Raw genomic sequence first — 15,200 nt, 5'->3', positions numbered from 1 at the left:
CGATGCTCAACCCGAACGGCGCCCCGCTTATGCCTGCGGCATCGGCTTTGCAATCCGCAGCGTGCACACTATTCGCCCGCCTTGACCCTACTCCACTCCCTCTTCAGGATGATTTGCGACTTTTGCACCACTTCTTCGACCGCCTGGCGAACGCTGGGGTCGAGATCCTCGTCCAGCGGAGCGGTGCGCAACGTCGTCATCGTTTTCGTAAGCACCATAATGAGCTCCTGATGATCCGCTTCCAACGGGTTGGTCATAAGCCTGATCATCGTGAAGGTCTTCATGATCTCCTGCAGCCTGTTGAGGATATCCGGGTCGGTGACCAGGATACCCCCATTGGCATCGAGCAATGTCCTGCGCATCGGCGCCGCCGTCGTCACCTGCGCGCAGAAGGCCGCGATCAGGTCGCGCAGGGTCTCGATCCAGCGCTGCCGGTTGTTGGAGATCACCGATGCGCGGATCTGGGCCCGGCCCATGCGCATGGTGATCATCGGTGCGACCACCGATGACACCAGCGCCGTGCAGGCCGTGACGAAGGCGACGGCTATGGGGCTGATCACGCGACGTGGCCTTCTTCAGCCGCATCATCCGCCCGCGCTTCCGGCTCCTTCAATCGGAACCAGCCGATGTAGAGCGCCGGCAGGAAGAACAGCGTCAGCAGCGTGCCGACGACGATACCTCCCATCATCGCGAAGGCCATCGGTCCCCAGAAGATCTCGAAGGCGATCGGGATCAGCGCCAGGCTGGCGGCGGCCGCCGTCAGCATGATCGGCCGCATGCGGTGCTCCGTCGCCTCGACCACCGCCGTCCAGCCGTCAAGCCCTTCTGCCCGGGCTTCCTCGATCTGGACGACGAGGATCACCGAGTTGCGGATCAGGATGCCGATCAGCGCCAGCACCCCGAGGATCGCGACGAAGCCGAGCGGCGCGCCGCTGGGCACGAGTGCCGCCACCACGCCGATCAGTCCGAGCGGCGCCACGACAACGACCAGGAACAGACGCTGGAAACTCTGCAGCTGCAGCATCAGGATCGTCGCCATCACCAAGAGCATCATCGGGATGACGGCGAAGATCGGCGCCTGTCCCTTTGCGCTCTCCTCGACCGCGCCGCCGGTCTCGGCCTTGTAGCCGACAGGCAAGGCTGAGATCAGCGTATCGATCTTCGGCTTCAGCTCCTCGACGATGGTCGCCGGCTGGGCATCCGAGGTCACCGCGGCCTTCACCGTGATCGTCGGCATGCGGTCGCGACGCCAGACCACGGGCTGTTCCTGCTCGTAGCGGAAGGTGGCGATCGCCGCCAGCGGCACGGTGCCGCCGTTCTGCGTCGGAAGCTGGAGATTGTAGAGCGTGTCGATGTTCGAGCGCTCCGTATCGTCGGCGCGGCCCACGATATCGATGAGATAGATCGAGTCGCGCACCTGGGTCGCCGTGCTGCCGCCGATGACACCGTTCAGCGCCGTCGATATGGCCTCGTTGGTGATGCCGAGCTGCGCGATCTTGTCCTGCAGCACATCCACCTTCACCACGCGGCCGGGCTCGTACCAGTCATAAACAGCCACGCCGAGATTGGGGTTTTCGGATACGGCGGAGGCGAATTTCTGCGCCTGCGCGCGCACGCCATCGATATCGGGACCACTGATGCGATACTGGATCTCGCGACCGACGGGCGGGCCGATTTCGAGGAGATGGACCCAGCCATCCGTGCCAGGAAAGTCCTTGTGAATGACGCCCTCAAGCTTCTCGCGCAGCCGATCGCGTGCCTCGATATCCTTGGCGACGACGATGATCTGCCCGTAGTTCGGCAAGGGCGGCTGGACGTCGAAAGAGAGCAGGAAGCGCACGGCGCCCTGGCCGATATAGGTCGACCAGCGTTCGACATCGGCATCCCCCTTGAGTGCGACCTCCTCGAACCGGCTCAGCTGCTCGCGCGTATCGGTGATCGAGGAATTCTGCGGCAGCGTCCAATCGACCACGAGTTCGACACGGTCGGACGACGGGAAGAACTGCTGCTGCACGAAGCGCATGCCATACATCGAGGCGCCGAACAAAAGCACGGTCACGACGACCGTCGTCCATTTGAAACGCACGCAGATCCGCAGCATCTTGCCGAAGCCGCGGGTGAACCAACCCTTGTGGTCTGCATGCTTCTTCATGGTCTTCGGCAGCAGCGTGACGCCGAGCAGCGGCACGAACAGGACCGCGACGACCCACGAGATCAGAAGCGAGGCCGCGATCACGATGAACAGCGTGAAGGTGAATTCACCGGCCGAGCCGCTGTTAAAGGCGACAGGAAAGAAACTCACGACCGTGACCAGCGTACCCGTCAGCATCGGGAAGGCGGTGTGGCTGTAGACATAAGTCGCTGCCTTGTGCAGCGGATCGCCCTCCTCCAGCCGCGCCACCATCATCTCCACCGCGATCATCGCATCATCCACCAACAGGCCGAGCGCGATAATCAGGGCGCCAAGCGAGATGCGCTGCATCGAGACGCCATAGATTTCCATGATGATAAAGGTGAGCGCCAGCACCAGCGGGATCGTCACCGCGACGACGAGGCCGGCTCGCATCCCCAAACTGACGAAGGAGACGACAAGCACGATGGCCACGGCTTCGAGCAGCGCCTTGACGAAGCCGCCGACAGCCTCCTCGACGATATGCGGCTGGTCGGAAACCAGATGCACGTCGATGCCATGCGGCAGCTTGTTCTGGATTTCGCCAAGCTTCTCCACGAGTTGCTCGCCGAAGGTGGTGATGTTCTCGCCGGTCTTCATGCCGATTGCCAGGCCGATGGCCGGCTCGCCGTTATAGCGGAACTGCGGCTGCGGCGGATCGACATACCCGCGACTGATCTCGGCTACATCGCCCAAGCGGAAGAAGCGGTCATTAATCCGAAGGTTGATAGACCGCAGGCTTTCCTCGGACGTGAACTGTCCCGAGGTGCGCACCGAAACGCGCTCGCCATTGGCTTCCACGACACCAGACGGGACAACCGCATTTTGCGATTTCAGCCGCTCGATCACCATCTCCTGCGTGAGGCCGAGAGCGGCGACCTTGCGTGTCGAGAATTTGAGATAGATCACCTCGTCCTGCGCGCCGATGAGATTGACCTTGCCGGCCGCCGGCACTTCGAGGATTTCCCTGCGCACGTCCTCGACATAATCGCGCAACTGGCGCTGCGAGACGCCGTTGGCCGTAAACGCATAGACATTGCCATAGACGTCGCCGAAGTCGTCATCGAAGACCGGCCCCTGCACACCCTCGGGCAGTTCAGGGCGGATGTCGCCGATCAGGTTACGCGCACGGATCCAGGTCGCCTCGACGTCCTTTGCCGGTGTCGTATCCTTGAGATAGAGATAGACAGCCGTCTGGCCCGGAGACGAGATGCTCTTTGTGTAGTCGATATTATCGATCTCCTCGAGCTTCTTCTCGATCCGGTCGGTGACCTGGTCCATGGTTTCCTGGACGGTCGCGCCCGGCCAGCTGGCGCGAACGATCATCGTCTTGATGGTGAAATCGGGATCTTCGGCACGGCCGAGATTGAAATAGGCAAGCATCCCGGCGACCGCGCCGATCAGCATGAAATACCAGATCAGCGACCGATGACGGAGTGACCACTCCGAAAGGTTGAACGACTTCATTTTGCATCCGCTCCATCGAATTGGATCTTCTGGCCGTCCTTGAGGTCCGAAACCCCGGCGACGACGATGATTTGGCCCGAAGACAGGCCGCTCGAGATCTGCGTTTCATTGTCCGTGCGTTGCTGGATCGTGACGGGGGTGGCGCGGACGGTCTGCTGCTGCGGGTCGACGACCCACACGTTTGCGCCACCACCGGAATCCATGACCGCGCTGCGCGGAATGCGCATGGCGGCTGGCGTCCGAGGTGGATTGCTGAGCTTCGCGGTCACGGTCGCACCAAGCCTGAAAGGTTCCGGCGGCGCTTCAAGCGCGATCCTGACGCGGCGCGTGCGTGTCGCGGCATCCGCTTGCGGCGCGATCTCCCGCACGCGGCCCCTGGCCGTGACCGAGGGATCGGCCTGCAGCACGATGTCGAAGGCTTCCTGCGCGCCGAGTGATGCGGCAAGCTCGGGGGCAACGTCCACCACCACTTCCCGTGCATCGGTCCTGGCGATCGTCACAACGTTCTGGCCGGGATTGACGGTCTGGCCGACATCCGCGTCCTTGCTGACGACGACACCGTCCTCGCCGGCATTAAGCGTCGTGTAGTCGACCCGCGTCCTCGCCTTGGCGAGCTCGGCATTGGATTGATCCAACGCCGCCTTCGCGGCGGCGAGCGCCTGGATATCGGCTTCAAGCTTGGCCTGCGTCGAGGCTCCGCTCGAGACAAGACGTCTGGTGCGTTCGAGCGTCGAGGCCGCATTCTTCAATCTGGCTTCCGCGCGCGCGGTGTCGCCGATCTTGGAGTTGACATCGAGCTGGAACGAGGTCGGGTCGAGTGCGGCCAGTCGCTGACCTGTCTCGATCCGATCGCCGACCTCGACGTCGAGGCTTTCGATCCGCCCCAGCACCTGGAAGCCGCGCGCCGTCTGGTAGCGCGCTTCCACGGTACCGGCGAAACCGGGTCCGTCGTCAAAAGCGGAAGCGACCTTCATCGTCAACACCGGTCGCGGCGGCTGTGGCGCCGCTTCATCCTTGCCGTTGCAGGAAGCGAGCGAAACGCAGGCGGAGAGAATAGCGATGCGATAGGAGATGTTCATTGGGCGTCTCCCTGCACCCTGGGCTCGACGGCGATGCCCGGCTTCAAAAACGGGATGCCAGCCGTGACGACGAGATCGCCTTCGCCAAGCCCTTCGCCGACGAGAACGGTGTTCGAACGATAGGCCGAGACGGTGACCGGCTTGACCGACACCGTGTTCGTTGCACGATCCACCACCCAGACGGCGGGCTGTCCGCCTTCCCTGCTGAGCGACCGCCAGGGGACAGTGACACCATGCCCTGCGTCGAACCGCGCCGTGCCGGCAACCGGCGCGCCAAGCGAGAGCGGAGCCGGCAACTGCCGGGGCAACCCGACCTTGACGCGTATCGTTCCAGTCCCGGTATCGATGACCGGCGACACCTCCCGCACCGTGCCGGTGACCTTAACTGCAGGGTTGGTCACCAGACGGATATCGACGCGATTTTCGCTGAGCGGCCTGGTCAGCAATGCCTCGTAGACCTCGAAGACCGCGTCGCGATCCCCATCCTCGGCAATCGCATAGACGGCTTGCGCCGCCTCCACCACCTGCCCCGCCTCGGCCTTGCGCGCCGTTACCACGCCGGTGACGGGCGCCCGCAGCACCGTGTTCGCGAGGTTGTCACGGGCAATGCCGAGATTGGCGCGCGACGTCGTCTGTGTCGCGGCGGCAGCTTGCAGCTGCTCCTGCGCGTTGTCGACCTGGGCTTCAGTGCCGACGCCATTTTCGAGCAGCGATACCTGCCGCTGAAAATCGGCCTCCCGCTGCCGGTAGGTGGCGTCGGCCGACTGCACCGCCGCCTCGGCGGCAAAGACGTCGGCGTTCTGGACATCTGCTTCCATGTTGGCGAGGATCTGCCCCTTGGTCACCCTGTCGCCGACATCCACTTCGCGAGACCGCAGCCGGCCGCTGATGCGAAATCCGGCCTCGCTCACCTTGCGCGCGGCAACGGAGCCGGTGAGTTCCACGCCAAATTCGGGCGTGTCGGCGGTGGCGGCCTGTACCGTCACCGCGATCGGGCTCGCCGCATCGGCCGCATGGCCGGGGAAAGCCGCAGCAAGGCTGAGGCCGCATAGCGCCGCGAGGCGGAGTGCTGGCTTCGGCAGCCTGCGGCCAGCGGCCGATTTCGACATCGCAAACGGCTCGGCGCGGTCATGGAGATTGCATGACAGGGTCATTGTCGTCCCTTTCGGACAGCTGTTGAGAGGAGTTCAGAGCACGGCGGTCTGGCCGCCATCGACGGGCAGTGCGACGCCGGTGACATAGGAGGACAGATCGGATGCGAGCCATGCGGCCACGTGACCGACCTCCTCGGGCCGGCCGAGACGGCGCAACGGCATGCGCGCGATCAGCCCGGCCATCTTCTCCGAAACGCCGGAGGAGGAAGACTGCGCCAGCGTGGTATCGATGAGGCCGGGGCAGATCGCGTTGACACGAATGCCTTGAGGTCCATGCGCATCGGCGAGAGCCGCGGCCAGCGAATTGACACCGGCCTTGGTCGCGCCGTAGCCGAGATTGACCGCCGTGCCTTTGAGCCCAGCCATGCTGGAGACCAGCACGATGCTCCCTCCTCGCCCGGCCATGGCCGCTGCCGACGCCTGAGCTGTCAGAAGCAGCCCCTTGAGATTGACGGCGACCAGCGCATCCATGTCTTCTTCGCTGACATCAGGCCCGTCTCCAGGCCGCGCGATACCGGCATTGCAGACCACGCAATCCACACCGCCGGCGTCCTGTGCGGCGGCGATTAACACATCGATCTGAGCGCGATCCCGCACGTCAACGGAGATGAACCGGCTTTCCGCGCCATAGGAGCGGACCAGATCGACCGTCGTCTCGCCACCTTCCTTCGGTTCCGGCGAGAAGTCACCAACGATCACCGCGCGGGCGCCATGGGCAGCGGCTGCGACAGCGATCGCTCTTCCGATCCCGCTTGCCGCTCCAGTTACAACAATCACTTTGCCATCGAGCATGTCTTTCTCCTTCGTCATCGTCGGTTGCTTGCGGTGGCAGCGGCCAGCACTGGCCGACGCCCCGTCAAATTGACGTTTGTCAAAGTTGACGGTGTCTACATAAAGCAAATGTTGCTATTGTCAACATTAGACGGCAATAATGTTGACGGCGTCACCATCAGGGATTAAACGAGGGGTCATGACCCAGTTGAAAACCACAGCCGAAGAGCGGCCCTACCACCACGGCGACCTGCAGCGCGCGATCTTGAACGCCGCGTTCGACGTCTTGAGTGAATCGCAAAGCACGGAGTTTTCGTTGCGAGAACTGGCGCGCAGGGCTGGCGTCAGCCACAACGCGCCCTACAAGCACTTCGCCGACAAGCGCGAAATGCTGGCGGCCGTCTCCGCCGTCGGCTTCGAGCGCCTCGCCGACGAGATGCACAAAGCGCAAGTTGGCAAAACCGAACCGCGCGAACGCCTGATGCTATTGATGCGCGCCTATGTCCGCAGCGGCGTGACCAATCCGGCACTCTATCGATTGATGTTCGGCGGATTGCTCACAGAGCAGGGCAACAACCGCCCTGCCATAGAACGAACCGCGGCTTTCGAGATGCGAGCCCTGATCGTCTCGGCGATTTGCGATGGGGCGATCGGCAGAGCCATTGCGGATACAGAGGAAGAAAACAGCCGCATCGACACCGTGGTACTGGCACTCTGGTCGCAGGTACACGGCCTGACCTTGCTGCTGATCGATGGCCTGGTTGGGCCAGTCGATGCCGCCGACAAGTTGGTCGATATCATGCTGCAAGCGTTGATCGACGGCCTTTCTACCCTGCCATCAATCGTGCCGGCATCCGTATGGATCGGGCCTCAGACTGCGGCATCCCAATAGACAAGGAATTTTGCGGCCGATCTGTCTGCGATGCGGGCTTCTTCGCCAGCGCAACTGAATCCGTAGACGCCATGGGGTATCTGAGCTTCACCGACACCTTGCCCTTCGGTCGATCGGAATGGCCAGACGCCAGTGATGGTCCGGTCGCCGCCGACTTTTATAGAGATTGCCGATTGGGAAAAACGAGGCGCGTGCCAAGCGATCAAAACGAGATTCAAACAGAAATGTCGTCGTTCATCGAGATGCTCCGGACGCCGAACTGTTCCTTTCATATACCCGAAGTGAAATCCAGCATCCGATAAGAGCAGCCGTTCCGGACAGGATCGAACCCCAGGCGAGATCAGCCAGCGTGAGGGCCGTGGACCAGTTTCTCAAGGTTGCCTGATTGGTCAGGTCGTAGGTCGCATAAGCCGTAAAACCGAGAATGGCTCCATGGAGTGCAGCCGATCGCGGCGAACCCTTTTCCAATCCGGGCTTGACCGACAGAAACGTCAGCCCGGCGATATAAAGCAGATAGAAAGCGACAGCCGGCGCAAGCCTAAAGTCTTCAACGAGCATATCACCCATGACCGGGCGATAGAGCATGCTTGCCATAACGCTCAACCAGACGAAGTCGATCGCGACAAAGAGCGGCAGCGTCACGAGATAGGCCACGAGAACACGTTTCATGCCAACCTCCCTAATCGCTTGCTCCTCCATGTCTAATTGATCCGGGTCCAATCAACGCCCTTGCATAGCAGCCCGGCGACGACGCACCCTTTCGTGGTCATCTTGTCTCCATTGATTGTCACTGTCAGCTTGTAGGTCAGGTTTCGCTGCGGATCGAAGGCTGTTCCGGCGTACACTCCATCAGCATCCGGATTGATAGTCATTACCAGCCTGTCGCCTGCCTTTTCCTTGGGCGTCCCCGGTTTGATCCAGGTGTTCGTGGCGCAAATGTCCGATCCGCAGGGGGCGATCTGGACCTTGGCATTGCCATCGCCACGCGCCCACTGGCCGTCGATATCGGCAGCGTTAACCGTGGTGAAGGCGCAGAGGCCGGACACGATTGCCGCTAGTGTCATCTTCATCATGCTCGTTTCTCCTCTCGGCGGCTCGATTGCTCGCGCTCGACATTTGTACGAGGGCAGAAGGCCAAGAGTTTCATGGCGGGCATATTAATTTCGAGAGGTTCCGCCGGACCAAGCAAAGGCCTGGCGCCTTTGTTTGGTGATAGACGGGATCAGATCAGAAAGATGCGAGGGCATATGGGTGGCGCTCCTGCGAAGACGACAGCAGGAGCGCCATCGCGATCACTTCATAGCGTCGCAGTGCTTCATCATGTCCGCCTTCTTCATGCTGTCTTTTTCCATTCCGGCCTTGTGCATGCAGTCGGCCTTCGTGCCGCCCATCTTCATGCTGTTGGCCTTCATGGAACCGGACATCATGTTGTCGGTCTTTGTCATGTTCGATTTCATGCTGTCCGGCTTCTTCATCGAATCCATGCTCGACTGCGCGCTGGCGCCGCCTGCGAACAGCGAAAGGCCCAGAAGGGTGGCACTGGCGAAGGTGGTGAAAAGACGCGTATTCATGGTGGCTCTCCCAAATGCTGCCCGCCGCACCATGCGACGGGGTCACATGCCTTGTTCGCAGCCTTCCGGCGGTTTGTTACAGCCATCACGCGCCTGTGATTATGGAATGCCGAAACTCGGGGCCTTCCTGACGCCCGGGATGCAGAGGTAGCGAGTTTCATAGAGGACTTTGATTTTCGGAGATTTTTTCCTCCGGAATGAAACTAACAGACTTTGCCTTCCGTAGAGACGACACCCACCTTCGGATCCACACGGGAAGGCTGATGGACATTCTGCTCCTCGTCGCCATCGCAATCTGGTTGTCACTGGCCATGGCTGGCGCGTGGGCGATACAGCGCACCAGCGGACAAAGTGGGTGGATCGACACCATATGGTCGGTTGCGGTGGGCATCGGAGGCGTTGTCGCTGTCTCCTTCGCCGGTGGCGACTTCGACCGCCGGGTGGTCCTCTTGATCGTGATCTGCGCATGGTCGCTAAGGCTCGCAAGCCATATCGGCTCGCGCACCAGGGGTGCCGCTGAGGATCCCCGTTATGCGAAATTCATCGAAGACTGGGGCGACGGCGCAGCCTGGCGGCTGTTCCTCTTCTTGCAGATACAGGCGTTGGCCGCGTTCGTTCTCGTCCTGGCCGTCTATCTCGCTGCAGCCAATGAGCGGCCGTTTCCAGGAGCCATCGACGCCCTGGCCATGCTGCTCGCCATCATCGCGCTGGGCGGCGAAGCCCTGTCCGACGCGCAGCTCGCCCGCTTCCGAAAGACGCCTGAGGCAAAGACGGACGTCTGTGAGGTCGGGTTCTGGCGCTACTCGCGCCATCCCAACTACTTCTTCGAATGGCTTTTCTGGTGTTGCTGGCCGCTGTTTGCTTCGACCGGGTCGATATGGAACTGGCTGTCCTTGCTCGCGCCACTCATGATGTACTGGCTGCTGGTGCATGTTTCCGGCGTTCCACCTCTCGAAGAGCACATGCTGCGCTCGCGCGGCGACAAATTCCGTGCCCTGCAGCGCAGGGTCAACGCCTTCTTCCCAGGTCCTCGCAACTCCACCCTTCCAGGAGATCAACAATGAACATACTGGCATTCGCCATCAACACTGCCGAGCGCGCGCCGCTCACTGACGCAATGACACTGGCCGGCATCGATTTTCTCTGCGCGCGCACCAAGCGCAAGCTCTCGACAACGACGGCGGACACCGAACGCGATTTCGTCCAGCTCATGGACCGCTTTCCGGTCGCGACCCACACCGACGAGGCCAATCGCCAGCACTATGAGGTGCCGGCCGACTTCTTCGCGGTAGCGCTTGGCCCGCAGCGCAAGTATTCCTGCTGCCTTTATCCGACGCCCGATACGACACTCGCGGAAGCAGAAATCCTGGCGCTCGCCGACACGGTCGCGAATGCCGCGATCGAAGATGGCATGACGATCCTGGAGCTCGGCTGTGGTTGGGGTTCGCTGTCGCTTTACCTCGCACGACGCTTTCCCAATTCACGCATCACGAGCGTCTCGAACTCGGCCTCGCAGCGCGCCCATATTCTCGACGTCGCACGGCGGGATGGCCTGACCAACCTTGACGTCATCACCGCCGACATGAACCATTTCAGCACTGAGGCGAAGTTCGACCGTGTCGTGTCGGTGGAAATGTTCGAGCACATATCCAACTGGCGCACGCTTCTTGAGCGTGTGCGTAGTTGGGTGAAACCGGACGGCAAACTCTTCCTGCATGTCTTCACCCACAAGGACCGCTCCTACAGGTTCGACCCCAACGACCCGTCCGACTGGATCGCCCAGCACTTCTTTACCGGTGGCATCATGCCCGCGCACGACCTGCCGCACCGCTTCGGCGATCTGTTCAAAGTCGAGCAGGAATGGCGCTGGTCGGGAACGCACTATCGCCGCACGGCACTGGACTGGCTGGCGAATTTTGACCGCGACCTCCATCGAATCCGGCCAATCCTTGCAGGGGTGTATGGCAAGGATGCATCCCTCTGGATTCGCCGCTGGCGGCTGTTTTTCCTGTCGACTGCAGGCCTGTTCGGGCATAATAAGGGTGATGTCTGGGGCGTCGGCCACTACCTGTTGGCGCCGGCCACATAATGTCCGAGGCAGCCAAACAGCTCGACCCAACCACCCAGGCGACCGTGACGATTGCCTGGGTCATCGCGCTGAATAAGCCCTTCTACCCTGCTTATGTCTGGTATCTGGTCGGCAATGGCGTGGCCGCATCGCTCGGCACCTTGCTCTCAGCGCCCCTTTTCCTGGCGATCCCGTTTCTGGCCAGACGATCTTCGCTGACAGCCCGGATCGCGCTGCCGCTGATCGGCACGTTCGACACCTTGTTCGAGACGAAACTCTTTGGCTCCGCTTCAGGCACGGAATTGTTCTTCGCCGCTTGCATCATGCTTGTCGCGCTGTCCTTCCAGGCACACGAAAAGTGGTGGCAGCGCGGAATGGCCGTGCTTGTCTTTGCCGTGTTCGTGTTCTCGCGCAATTTTATCGGCGCGCCGCTGCATGTCTGGTCTGCGCCGGAACTCGCGACACTATTCAACCTGAATGCCTTCGCCGTCGCCAGCCTGTTGGCGTTCATCACCCTTCGCTATGCGGGGATATCACGGACATGAGACCGACCCGATCAAACGACCGCCAGAACGAATGGGAGCTGATTATGCAGAAGATTTCTCGCTGGTGTTTTGCTGCGACAGTCGCATTGATGTCATTATCGAGCCCAGCCCTTTCAGCCTCAGTAGAGCCGCGGCCGGTCGCGGTTGGTATGGACCACTATCGTGGGACATGGCTTGAGATCGGCCGCCGGCCCATGTGGCTGACCGATGGCTGCGTTGCGGGTTATTCGACCTACAAGCCCGGAAAGACGCGAGGCGAAGTCCAGGTGGAAGACGGTTGCCACGTCGGCACTCCCGGTGGACGACTGAAGACCGTCAATGGCGACGGACGTATCCTCGATCTCGGGCACGGCAATGCCAAGATGCGCGTCCGCTACCCCTTCTTCATCACATTCAACTATTGGGTCCTTTACAAATCCCCCGACAAGGCGTGGTTCATCAGTGCCGATCCAAAGATGCAAAACCTCTGGATCTACGCGCGCGCCGTTCCATCGAAAGCAAAACTGAAGGTGATGATCCGCAAGGCAAGCCAACTCGGCTATGATGTCAGAAAGCTTGAGTTTCCCGCGCAGTCCGGGCGCTGAGTGGACGAAGGTTGCTTCGGCAGGTCGTGCGCCGACGCACTTTCAAAACGTCCCACTGGGACGCGGATGACAGTCGATTGTCTGCCCTCCGCGCCTTGAGAGACGAGGCGACCATCAGCTCGCGGGGAGAATGGCGATATCCCGCAGCTCCGTGTCCAGCCCCTCGATGGCGCCGACTTCAGTCGTCGCGCCAGTTTCCAGGTTCACGGTGTAGAGCATCTTGCTCGCAGCCAGATAGGCCGTGTTTTTGCCGTCTTCCGTGCCCTGGATATCGAAGGCATAAGTTGCGGGACCGTCCTTGATGCCGAGCTTTCCAATCGCCTTCAGCGTGCCGTCGTTTGGCTTGGTCTGCTGGATCAGTGCGCCGATCGTCGCGTCGATATTGTACATCGCCGTCTTCTCCGGCTTGCCGAAGGAATTGGTGTAGGCAGCGGCGACGATGTTCGGCGTTTCACCCTTGTGCATGTCGCCATCCTCGTAGGCCAGGACGCCGTCCACCGTCACCGCGCCCGTGTCAGGATGGACCCGATGGTTGGTCGTTCCGGTCATGAAGCGCAGACGGTCGGCCATCGGGTTGAAGTCAACGACGACAGGCGCTTCGGTAAGAGAGAGCATCTTGTCCATCTTGGCGACCTCGTTCGCAGCCCCGGTTTCGAGATCGATCGAGACGATGCGATGATCAGCCGTCACGCCGATGACGGTCTTGATGCCTGGGCGAAAATCGATACCGATGAGTTTGTCGACGCCGGCGACCTCCATCGTCTTGGAGACCGAAGGCTTTGCCGTGTCGAACATGACGAGTGTTTTGTCGCCAGTCAGACCGAGCACCGGCGCGGCGAATGCGGCGCTGGCGCTCATCGCGAATACGGAGGAGGTGATGAGTACGGCACGAATGATGGACATGTCTTTCTCCCGTGTGGTTACTTTACGGGGCGGTTCGAGGCTTGTTCGAAACGCTCCCATCATCACGACACGGCAGCAGGGCCATTTGGATGCAGGCCGCAAAAAAACTTTCTCGGTACGCATCCATCCCAGCTCGTCGTGGGTATAGGCATTCAGTGGCGACCGTGGTCACGACCGAGATGGGGACCTTGTATATGTTGATGGGCTTCAAGCCGGATGACCTTGGGGGCGCGCTCGCAGCATGCGCCAAGGGCGATCGCAACGCGTTGCGAAGCATCTACGATCAGGAGGCGGGCCGACTTGTCGCCGTTGCCGAACGCATCGTGCGCCGGCGCGACCTTGCCGAGGAGGTCGTCCAGGAAGCCTTCATCCGCATCTGGATCCATGCCCACCAATATAAGCAGGATTGCGGTTCAGCCCGCGGCTGGATTTACGCGATCGTCCGCAACCGGGCCCTCAATCTCCTGCGTGACGGCAAACGCGAGATTACAGTCGAAGACGTCGACGTCCTCCGCGATGGAGAAGACGCCAACGAACTGATCGCCGCCTGGCAATCGCTGGACCGCAGTTCGCGTCTCTACGAGTGCCTCGGCGCCCTCGACGAAACAAAGCGGCGTGGCATTCTGATGGCCTATGTCAACGGCTACACGCACGGGGAAATCGCCGGACGGCTGCGGATGCCGCTGGGCACGGTAAAGTCCTGGATAAGACGCGGATTGACGGCACTTCGGGAGTGCATGGCATGAGATACGATCGCGCGGACATTCCCTCGATCGCCGACGAATACGTGTTGGGCCTGCTTGACCGGCGAGAGACGGCTGAGATCGAGGAAGCGATGGACAACGATGCGGATCTTCGAAAAGCCGTGGCTGCCAGCCGTGATCGTCTTCTCCCGCTCGACATTGCGCTCGAACCCGTCGCCATCGATCAAACGCTCTGGCAGCGCATCGAAACCGCCCTACCCGATCATCGGCATACAGCAACGTCGCAGGAAAGACGGTCGTCGAACGACAACCGCGTAGGCATATGGCGAAACACGGCAGTCGGGGCGATCGCTGCAACCATCCTGCTTGCCGTTGGACTGGCGTTCAGTTTGATACGAACCGTGGAGCCGATTGTTGTCGCAGTCCTTGTCAGCGAGGCTGGCGAAGTCCAGGCGATTGTTGAGGATTTCGGCAACGAGAACGCCGCCGTCCGCCTGCTGGCTGATTTCGACGTACCAAAGGACAAGATCATTCAGGTCTGGACTTTACCGTCGCGGGAAATGGGTCCGGTGTCACTAGGATTGCTGAAGGGTGCGCACTCGACCCGTCTTGCAGGTCCTGAACTCCCGACGCCTCATGTCGATCAACTCTACGAACTGACGCTTGAACAAGCTGGCGGGTCACCGACGGGGCGCCCGACGGGTCCGATCTTGGCAAAGGGCTTGGCAAGATTGCCTCGATAGGGAGTAGCGAGATTGGATGACCGAGCGTTCCGCTGTCGGCCGACCGCCCTGCAGGTAGATGGCGACATCGCCGACATCATGACGTCGACGGATGTGATGCAGCAACTCGCGTCCGCCGCGCAGAACCACCTGATGGCTCGGATCGCGTCCGCCGAGATCGAAATGGAGCACACAAAAGCTCCGCAAAGCTTATGCGGAGGAACATTTTGCCGGAGTTCCGCAAATGAGCGAATTTGCAATTATCGTTGGTTACGGGGGCTTGATGGCACGGAGACGTGTAAAATCGTATGTGGGCAAGCTCGTTATGGTCTATCAAATTTAAGGGCTGCACTAGCTAATTCGCAGGTAGCACGCTTGCATCGATGCTGACGGCTCCAAGAATCTCGAGTCCGCGCGGGGAAATGGCATGGCACAGCAATCGACATTGCTGTGCTGCGCACTCGTAGAAGTCCATGGTGACGGCATTCACCTGCCTCCCCCGAGAACGCACATTTTTGTTCTACTTCTATAGTGCAACGATTGAGTGCCGGCACGTCGCGCGGAAGCATC

At 61.0% G+C, this 15,200-nt stretch carries 16 protein-coding genes; 7 read left to right on the top strand and 9 right to left on the bottom strand.

Annotated elements, in window-relative coordinates; all coding sequences use genetic code 11:
• Positions 1-68: 68 nt before the first annotated feature.
• Genes ACIQUB_RS26960 through ACIQUB_RS26940 form a run of 5 tightly spaced genes read right to left on the bottom strand, consistent with a single transcriptional unit; the run spans position 69 to position 6,662 of the window.
• Positions 69-560, bottom strand: a complete 492-nt coding sequence (locus ACIQUB_RS26960) for a hypothetical protein (RefSeq protein ID WP_402933953.1) — start codon at positions 558-560, stop codon at positions 69-71.
• Complete coding sequence (locus ACIQUB_RS26955; protein WP_402933950.1) at positions 557-3,637, bottom strand: efflux RND transporter permease subunit; 3,081 nt, start codon at positions 3,635-3,637, stop codon at positions 557-559. The genes ACIQUB_RS26960 and ACIQUB_RS26955 overlap by 4 nt, the downstream gene beginning before the upstream one ends.
• Complete coding sequence (locus tag ACIQUB_RS26950) at positions 3,634-4,716, bottom strand: efflux RND transporter periplasmic adaptor subunit (protein WP_402933947.1); 1,083 nt, start codon at positions 4,714-4,716, stop codon at positions 3,634-3,636. The genes ACIQUB_RS26955 and ACIQUB_RS26950 overlap by 4 nt, the downstream gene beginning before the upstream one ends.
• Positions 4,713-5,870, bottom strand: coding sequence for an efflux RND transporter periplasmic adaptor subunit (locus ACIQUB_RS26945; RefSeq protein WP_402933944.1), 1,158 nt, complete (start codon positions 5,868-5,870; stop codon positions 4,713-4,715). Before ACIQUB_RS26945 ends, ACIQUB_RS26950 begins: the two co-directional genes overlap by 4 nt.
• 33 nt (positions 5,871-5,903) lie before the next feature.
• Entirely contained in the window at positions 5,904-6,662 is a 759-nt protein-coding gene (locus ACIQUB_RS26940; protein WP_402933941.1) for an SDR family NAD(P)-dependent oxidoreductase, read from the bottom strand.
• Positions 6,663-6,840: 178 nt separating this feature from the next.
• Here ACIQUB_RS26940 and ACIQUB_RS26935 point away from each other — a divergent pair, with 178 nt between their 5' ends.
• Positions 6,841-7,533 (top strand): TetR/AcrR family transcriptional regulator, encoded by a 693-nt coding sequence (locus ACIQUB_RS26935; RefSeq protein ID WP_402934199.1) that lies wholly within the window; start codon positions 6,841-6,843, stop codon positions 7,531-7,533.
• A 234-nt stretch (positions 7,534-7,767) separates the two neighbouring features.
• Here the strand turns inward: ACIQUB_RS26935 and ACIQUB_RS26930 are convergent, their stop codons facing one another.
• From ACIQUB_RS26930 to ACIQUB_RS26920, 3 genes are all read right to left on the bottom strand, one after another.
• Complete coding sequence (locus tag ACIQUB_RS26930; protein WP_402934194.1) at positions 7,768-8,202, bottom strand: DUF2177 family protein; 435 nt, start codon at positions 8,200-8,202, stop codon at positions 7,768-7,770.
• Between the two features lie 32 nt (positions 8,203-8,234).
• Positions 8,235-8,606 (bottom strand): DUF2147 domain-containing protein, encoded by a 372-nt coding sequence (locus ACIQUB_RS26925; protein ID WP_209236736.1) that lies wholly within the window; start codon positions 8,604-8,606, stop codon positions 8,235-8,237.
• 219 nt (positions 8,607-8,825) lie between these two features.
• On the bottom strand, positions 8,826-9,104 hold the full coding sequence (locus ACIQUB_RS26920; protein WP_402933937.1) for a pentapeptide MXKDX repeat protein: 279 nt from the start codon (positions 9,102-9,104) through the stop codon (positions 8,826-8,828).
• A 263-nt stretch (positions 9,105-9,367) separates the two neighbouring features.
• On the opposite strand from ACIQUB_RS26920, the gene ACIQUB_RS26915 reads away from it, so the two are divergent.
• The 4 genes from ACIQUB_RS26915 (at position 9,368) to ACIQUB_RS26900 (ending at position 12,301) form a co-directional block, all read left to right on the top strand.
• A complete protein-coding gene (locus ACIQUB_RS26915; protein ID WP_402933934.1) occupies positions 9,368-10,168 on the top strand; it encodes a DUF1295 domain-containing protein in 801 nt (266 codons plus the stop codon).
• Positions 10,165-11,193 (top strand): SAM-dependent methyltransferase, encoded by a 1,029-nt coding sequence (locus tag ACIQUB_RS26910; RefSeq protein WP_402933931.1) that lies wholly within the window; start codon positions 10,165-10,167, stop codon positions 11,191-11,193. The genes ACIQUB_RS26915 and ACIQUB_RS26910 overlap by 4 nt, the downstream gene beginning before the upstream one ends.
• Positions 11,193-11,717 (top strand): hypothetical protein, encoded by a 525-nt coding sequence (locus ACIQUB_RS26905; RefSeq protein ID WP_402933928.1) that lies wholly within the window; start codon positions 11,193-11,195, stop codon positions 11,715-11,717. Before ACIQUB_RS26910 ends, ACIQUB_RS26905 begins: the two co-directional genes overlap by 1 nt.
• Before the next feature lie 89 nt (positions 11,718-11,806).
• Entirely contained in the window at positions 11,807-12,301 is a 495-nt protein-coding gene (locus ACIQUB_RS26900; RefSeq protein ID WP_402934191.1) for a lipocalin family protein, read from the top strand.
• Between the two features lie 114 nt (positions 12,302-12,415).
• Here the strand turns inward: ACIQUB_RS26900 and ACIQUB_RS26895 are convergent, their stop codons facing one another.
• Complete coding sequence (locus tag ACIQUB_RS26895) at positions 12,416-13,204, bottom strand: DUF4394 domain-containing protein (RefSeq protein WP_402933925.1); 789 nt, start codon at positions 13,202-13,204, stop codon at positions 12,416-12,418.
• A 200-nt stretch (positions 13,205-13,404) separates the two neighbouring features.
• On the opposite strand from ACIQUB_RS26895, the gene ACIQUB_RS26890 reads away from it, so the two are divergent.
• Entirely contained in the window at positions 13,405-13,950 is a 546-nt protein-coding gene (locus ACIQUB_RS26890) for a sigma-70 family RNA polymerase sigma factor (protein WP_402934188.1), read from the top strand.
• Positions 13,947-14,651: an anti-sigma factor domain-containing protein gene (locus tag ACIQUB_RS26885; RefSeq protein ID WP_402933922.1), complete on the top strand. Its 705-nt coding sequence runs from the start codon at positions 13,947-13,949 to the stop codon at positions 14,649-14,651. The genes ACIQUB_RS26890 and ACIQUB_RS26885 overlap by 4 nt, the downstream gene beginning before the upstream one ends.
• The last annotated feature ends 549 nt before the right edge of the window (positions 14,652-15,200 follow it).

The organism is Rhizobium sp. NPDC090275, from assembly GCF_044772225.1.
Taxonomy (GTDB): domain Bacteria; phylum Pseudomonadota; class Alphaproteobacteria; order Rhizobiales; family Rhizobiaceae; genus Rhizobium.
Note: the sequence above shows the minus strand (reverse complement) of the source record. Positions and strands in the feature narration are given on the sequence as shown.

Coding starts and splice junctions, on each gene's coding strand:
- ACIQUB_RS26955 (WP_402933950.1), bottom strand. CDS start 3,637: ATGAAGTCGTTCAACCTTTCGGAGTGGTCACTCCGTCATCGGTCGCTG.
- ACIQUB_RS26950 (WP_402933947.1), bottom strand. CDS start 4,716: ATGAACATCTCCTATCGCATCGCTATTCTCTCCGCCTGCGTTTCGCTC.
- ACIQUB_RS26945 (WP_402933944.1), bottom strand. CDS start 5,870: ATGACCCTGTCATGCAATCTCCATGACCGCGCCGAGCCGTTTGCGATG.
- ACIQUB_RS26940 (WP_402933941.1), bottom strand. CDS start 6,662: ATGCTCGATGGCAAAGTGATTGTTGTAACTGGAGCGGCAAGCGGGATC.
- ACIQUB_RS26935 (WP_402934199.1), top strand. CDS start 6,841: ATGACCCAGTTGAAAACCACAGCCGAAGAGCGGCCCTACCACCACGGC.
- ACIQUB_RS26930 (WP_402934194.1), bottom strand. CDS start 8,202: ATGAAACGTGTTCTCGTGGCCTATCTCGTGACGCTGCCGCTCTTTGTC.
- ACIQUB_RS26925 (WP_209236736.1), bottom strand. CDS start 8,606: ATGATGAAGATGACACTAGCGGCAATCGTGTCCGGCCTCTGCGCCTTC.
- ACIQUB_RS26920 (WP_402933937.1), bottom strand. CDS start 9,104: ATGAATACGCGTCTTTTCACCACCTTCGCCAGTGCCACCCTTCTGGGC.
- ACIQUB_RS26915 (WP_402933934.1), top strand. CDS start 9,368: ATGGACATTCTGCTCCTCGTCGCCATCGCAATCTGGTTGTCACTGGCC.
- ACIQUB_RS26910 (WP_402933931.1), top strand. CDS start 10,165: ATGAACATACTGGCATTCGCCATCAACACTGCCGAGCGCGCGCCGCTC.
- ACIQUB_RS26905 (WP_402933928.1), top strand. CDS start 11,193: ATGTCCGAGGCAGCCAAACAGCTCGACCCAACCACCCAGGCGACCGTG.
- ACIQUB_RS26900 (WP_402934191.1), top strand. CDS start 11,807: ATGTCATTATCGAGCCCAGCCCTTTCAGCCTCAGTAGAGCCGCGGCCG.
- ACIQUB_RS26895 (WP_402933925.1), bottom strand. CDS start 13,204: ATGTCCATCATTCGTGCCGTACTCATCACCTCCTCCGTATTCGCGATG.
- ACIQUB_RS26890 (WP_402934188.1), top strand. CDS start 13,405: ATGGGCTTCAAGCCGGATGACCTTGGGGGCGCGCTCGCAGCATGCGCC.
- ACIQUB_RS26885 (WP_402933922.1), top strand. CDS start 13,947: ATGAGATACGATCGCGCGGACATTCCCTCGATCGCCGACGAATACGTG.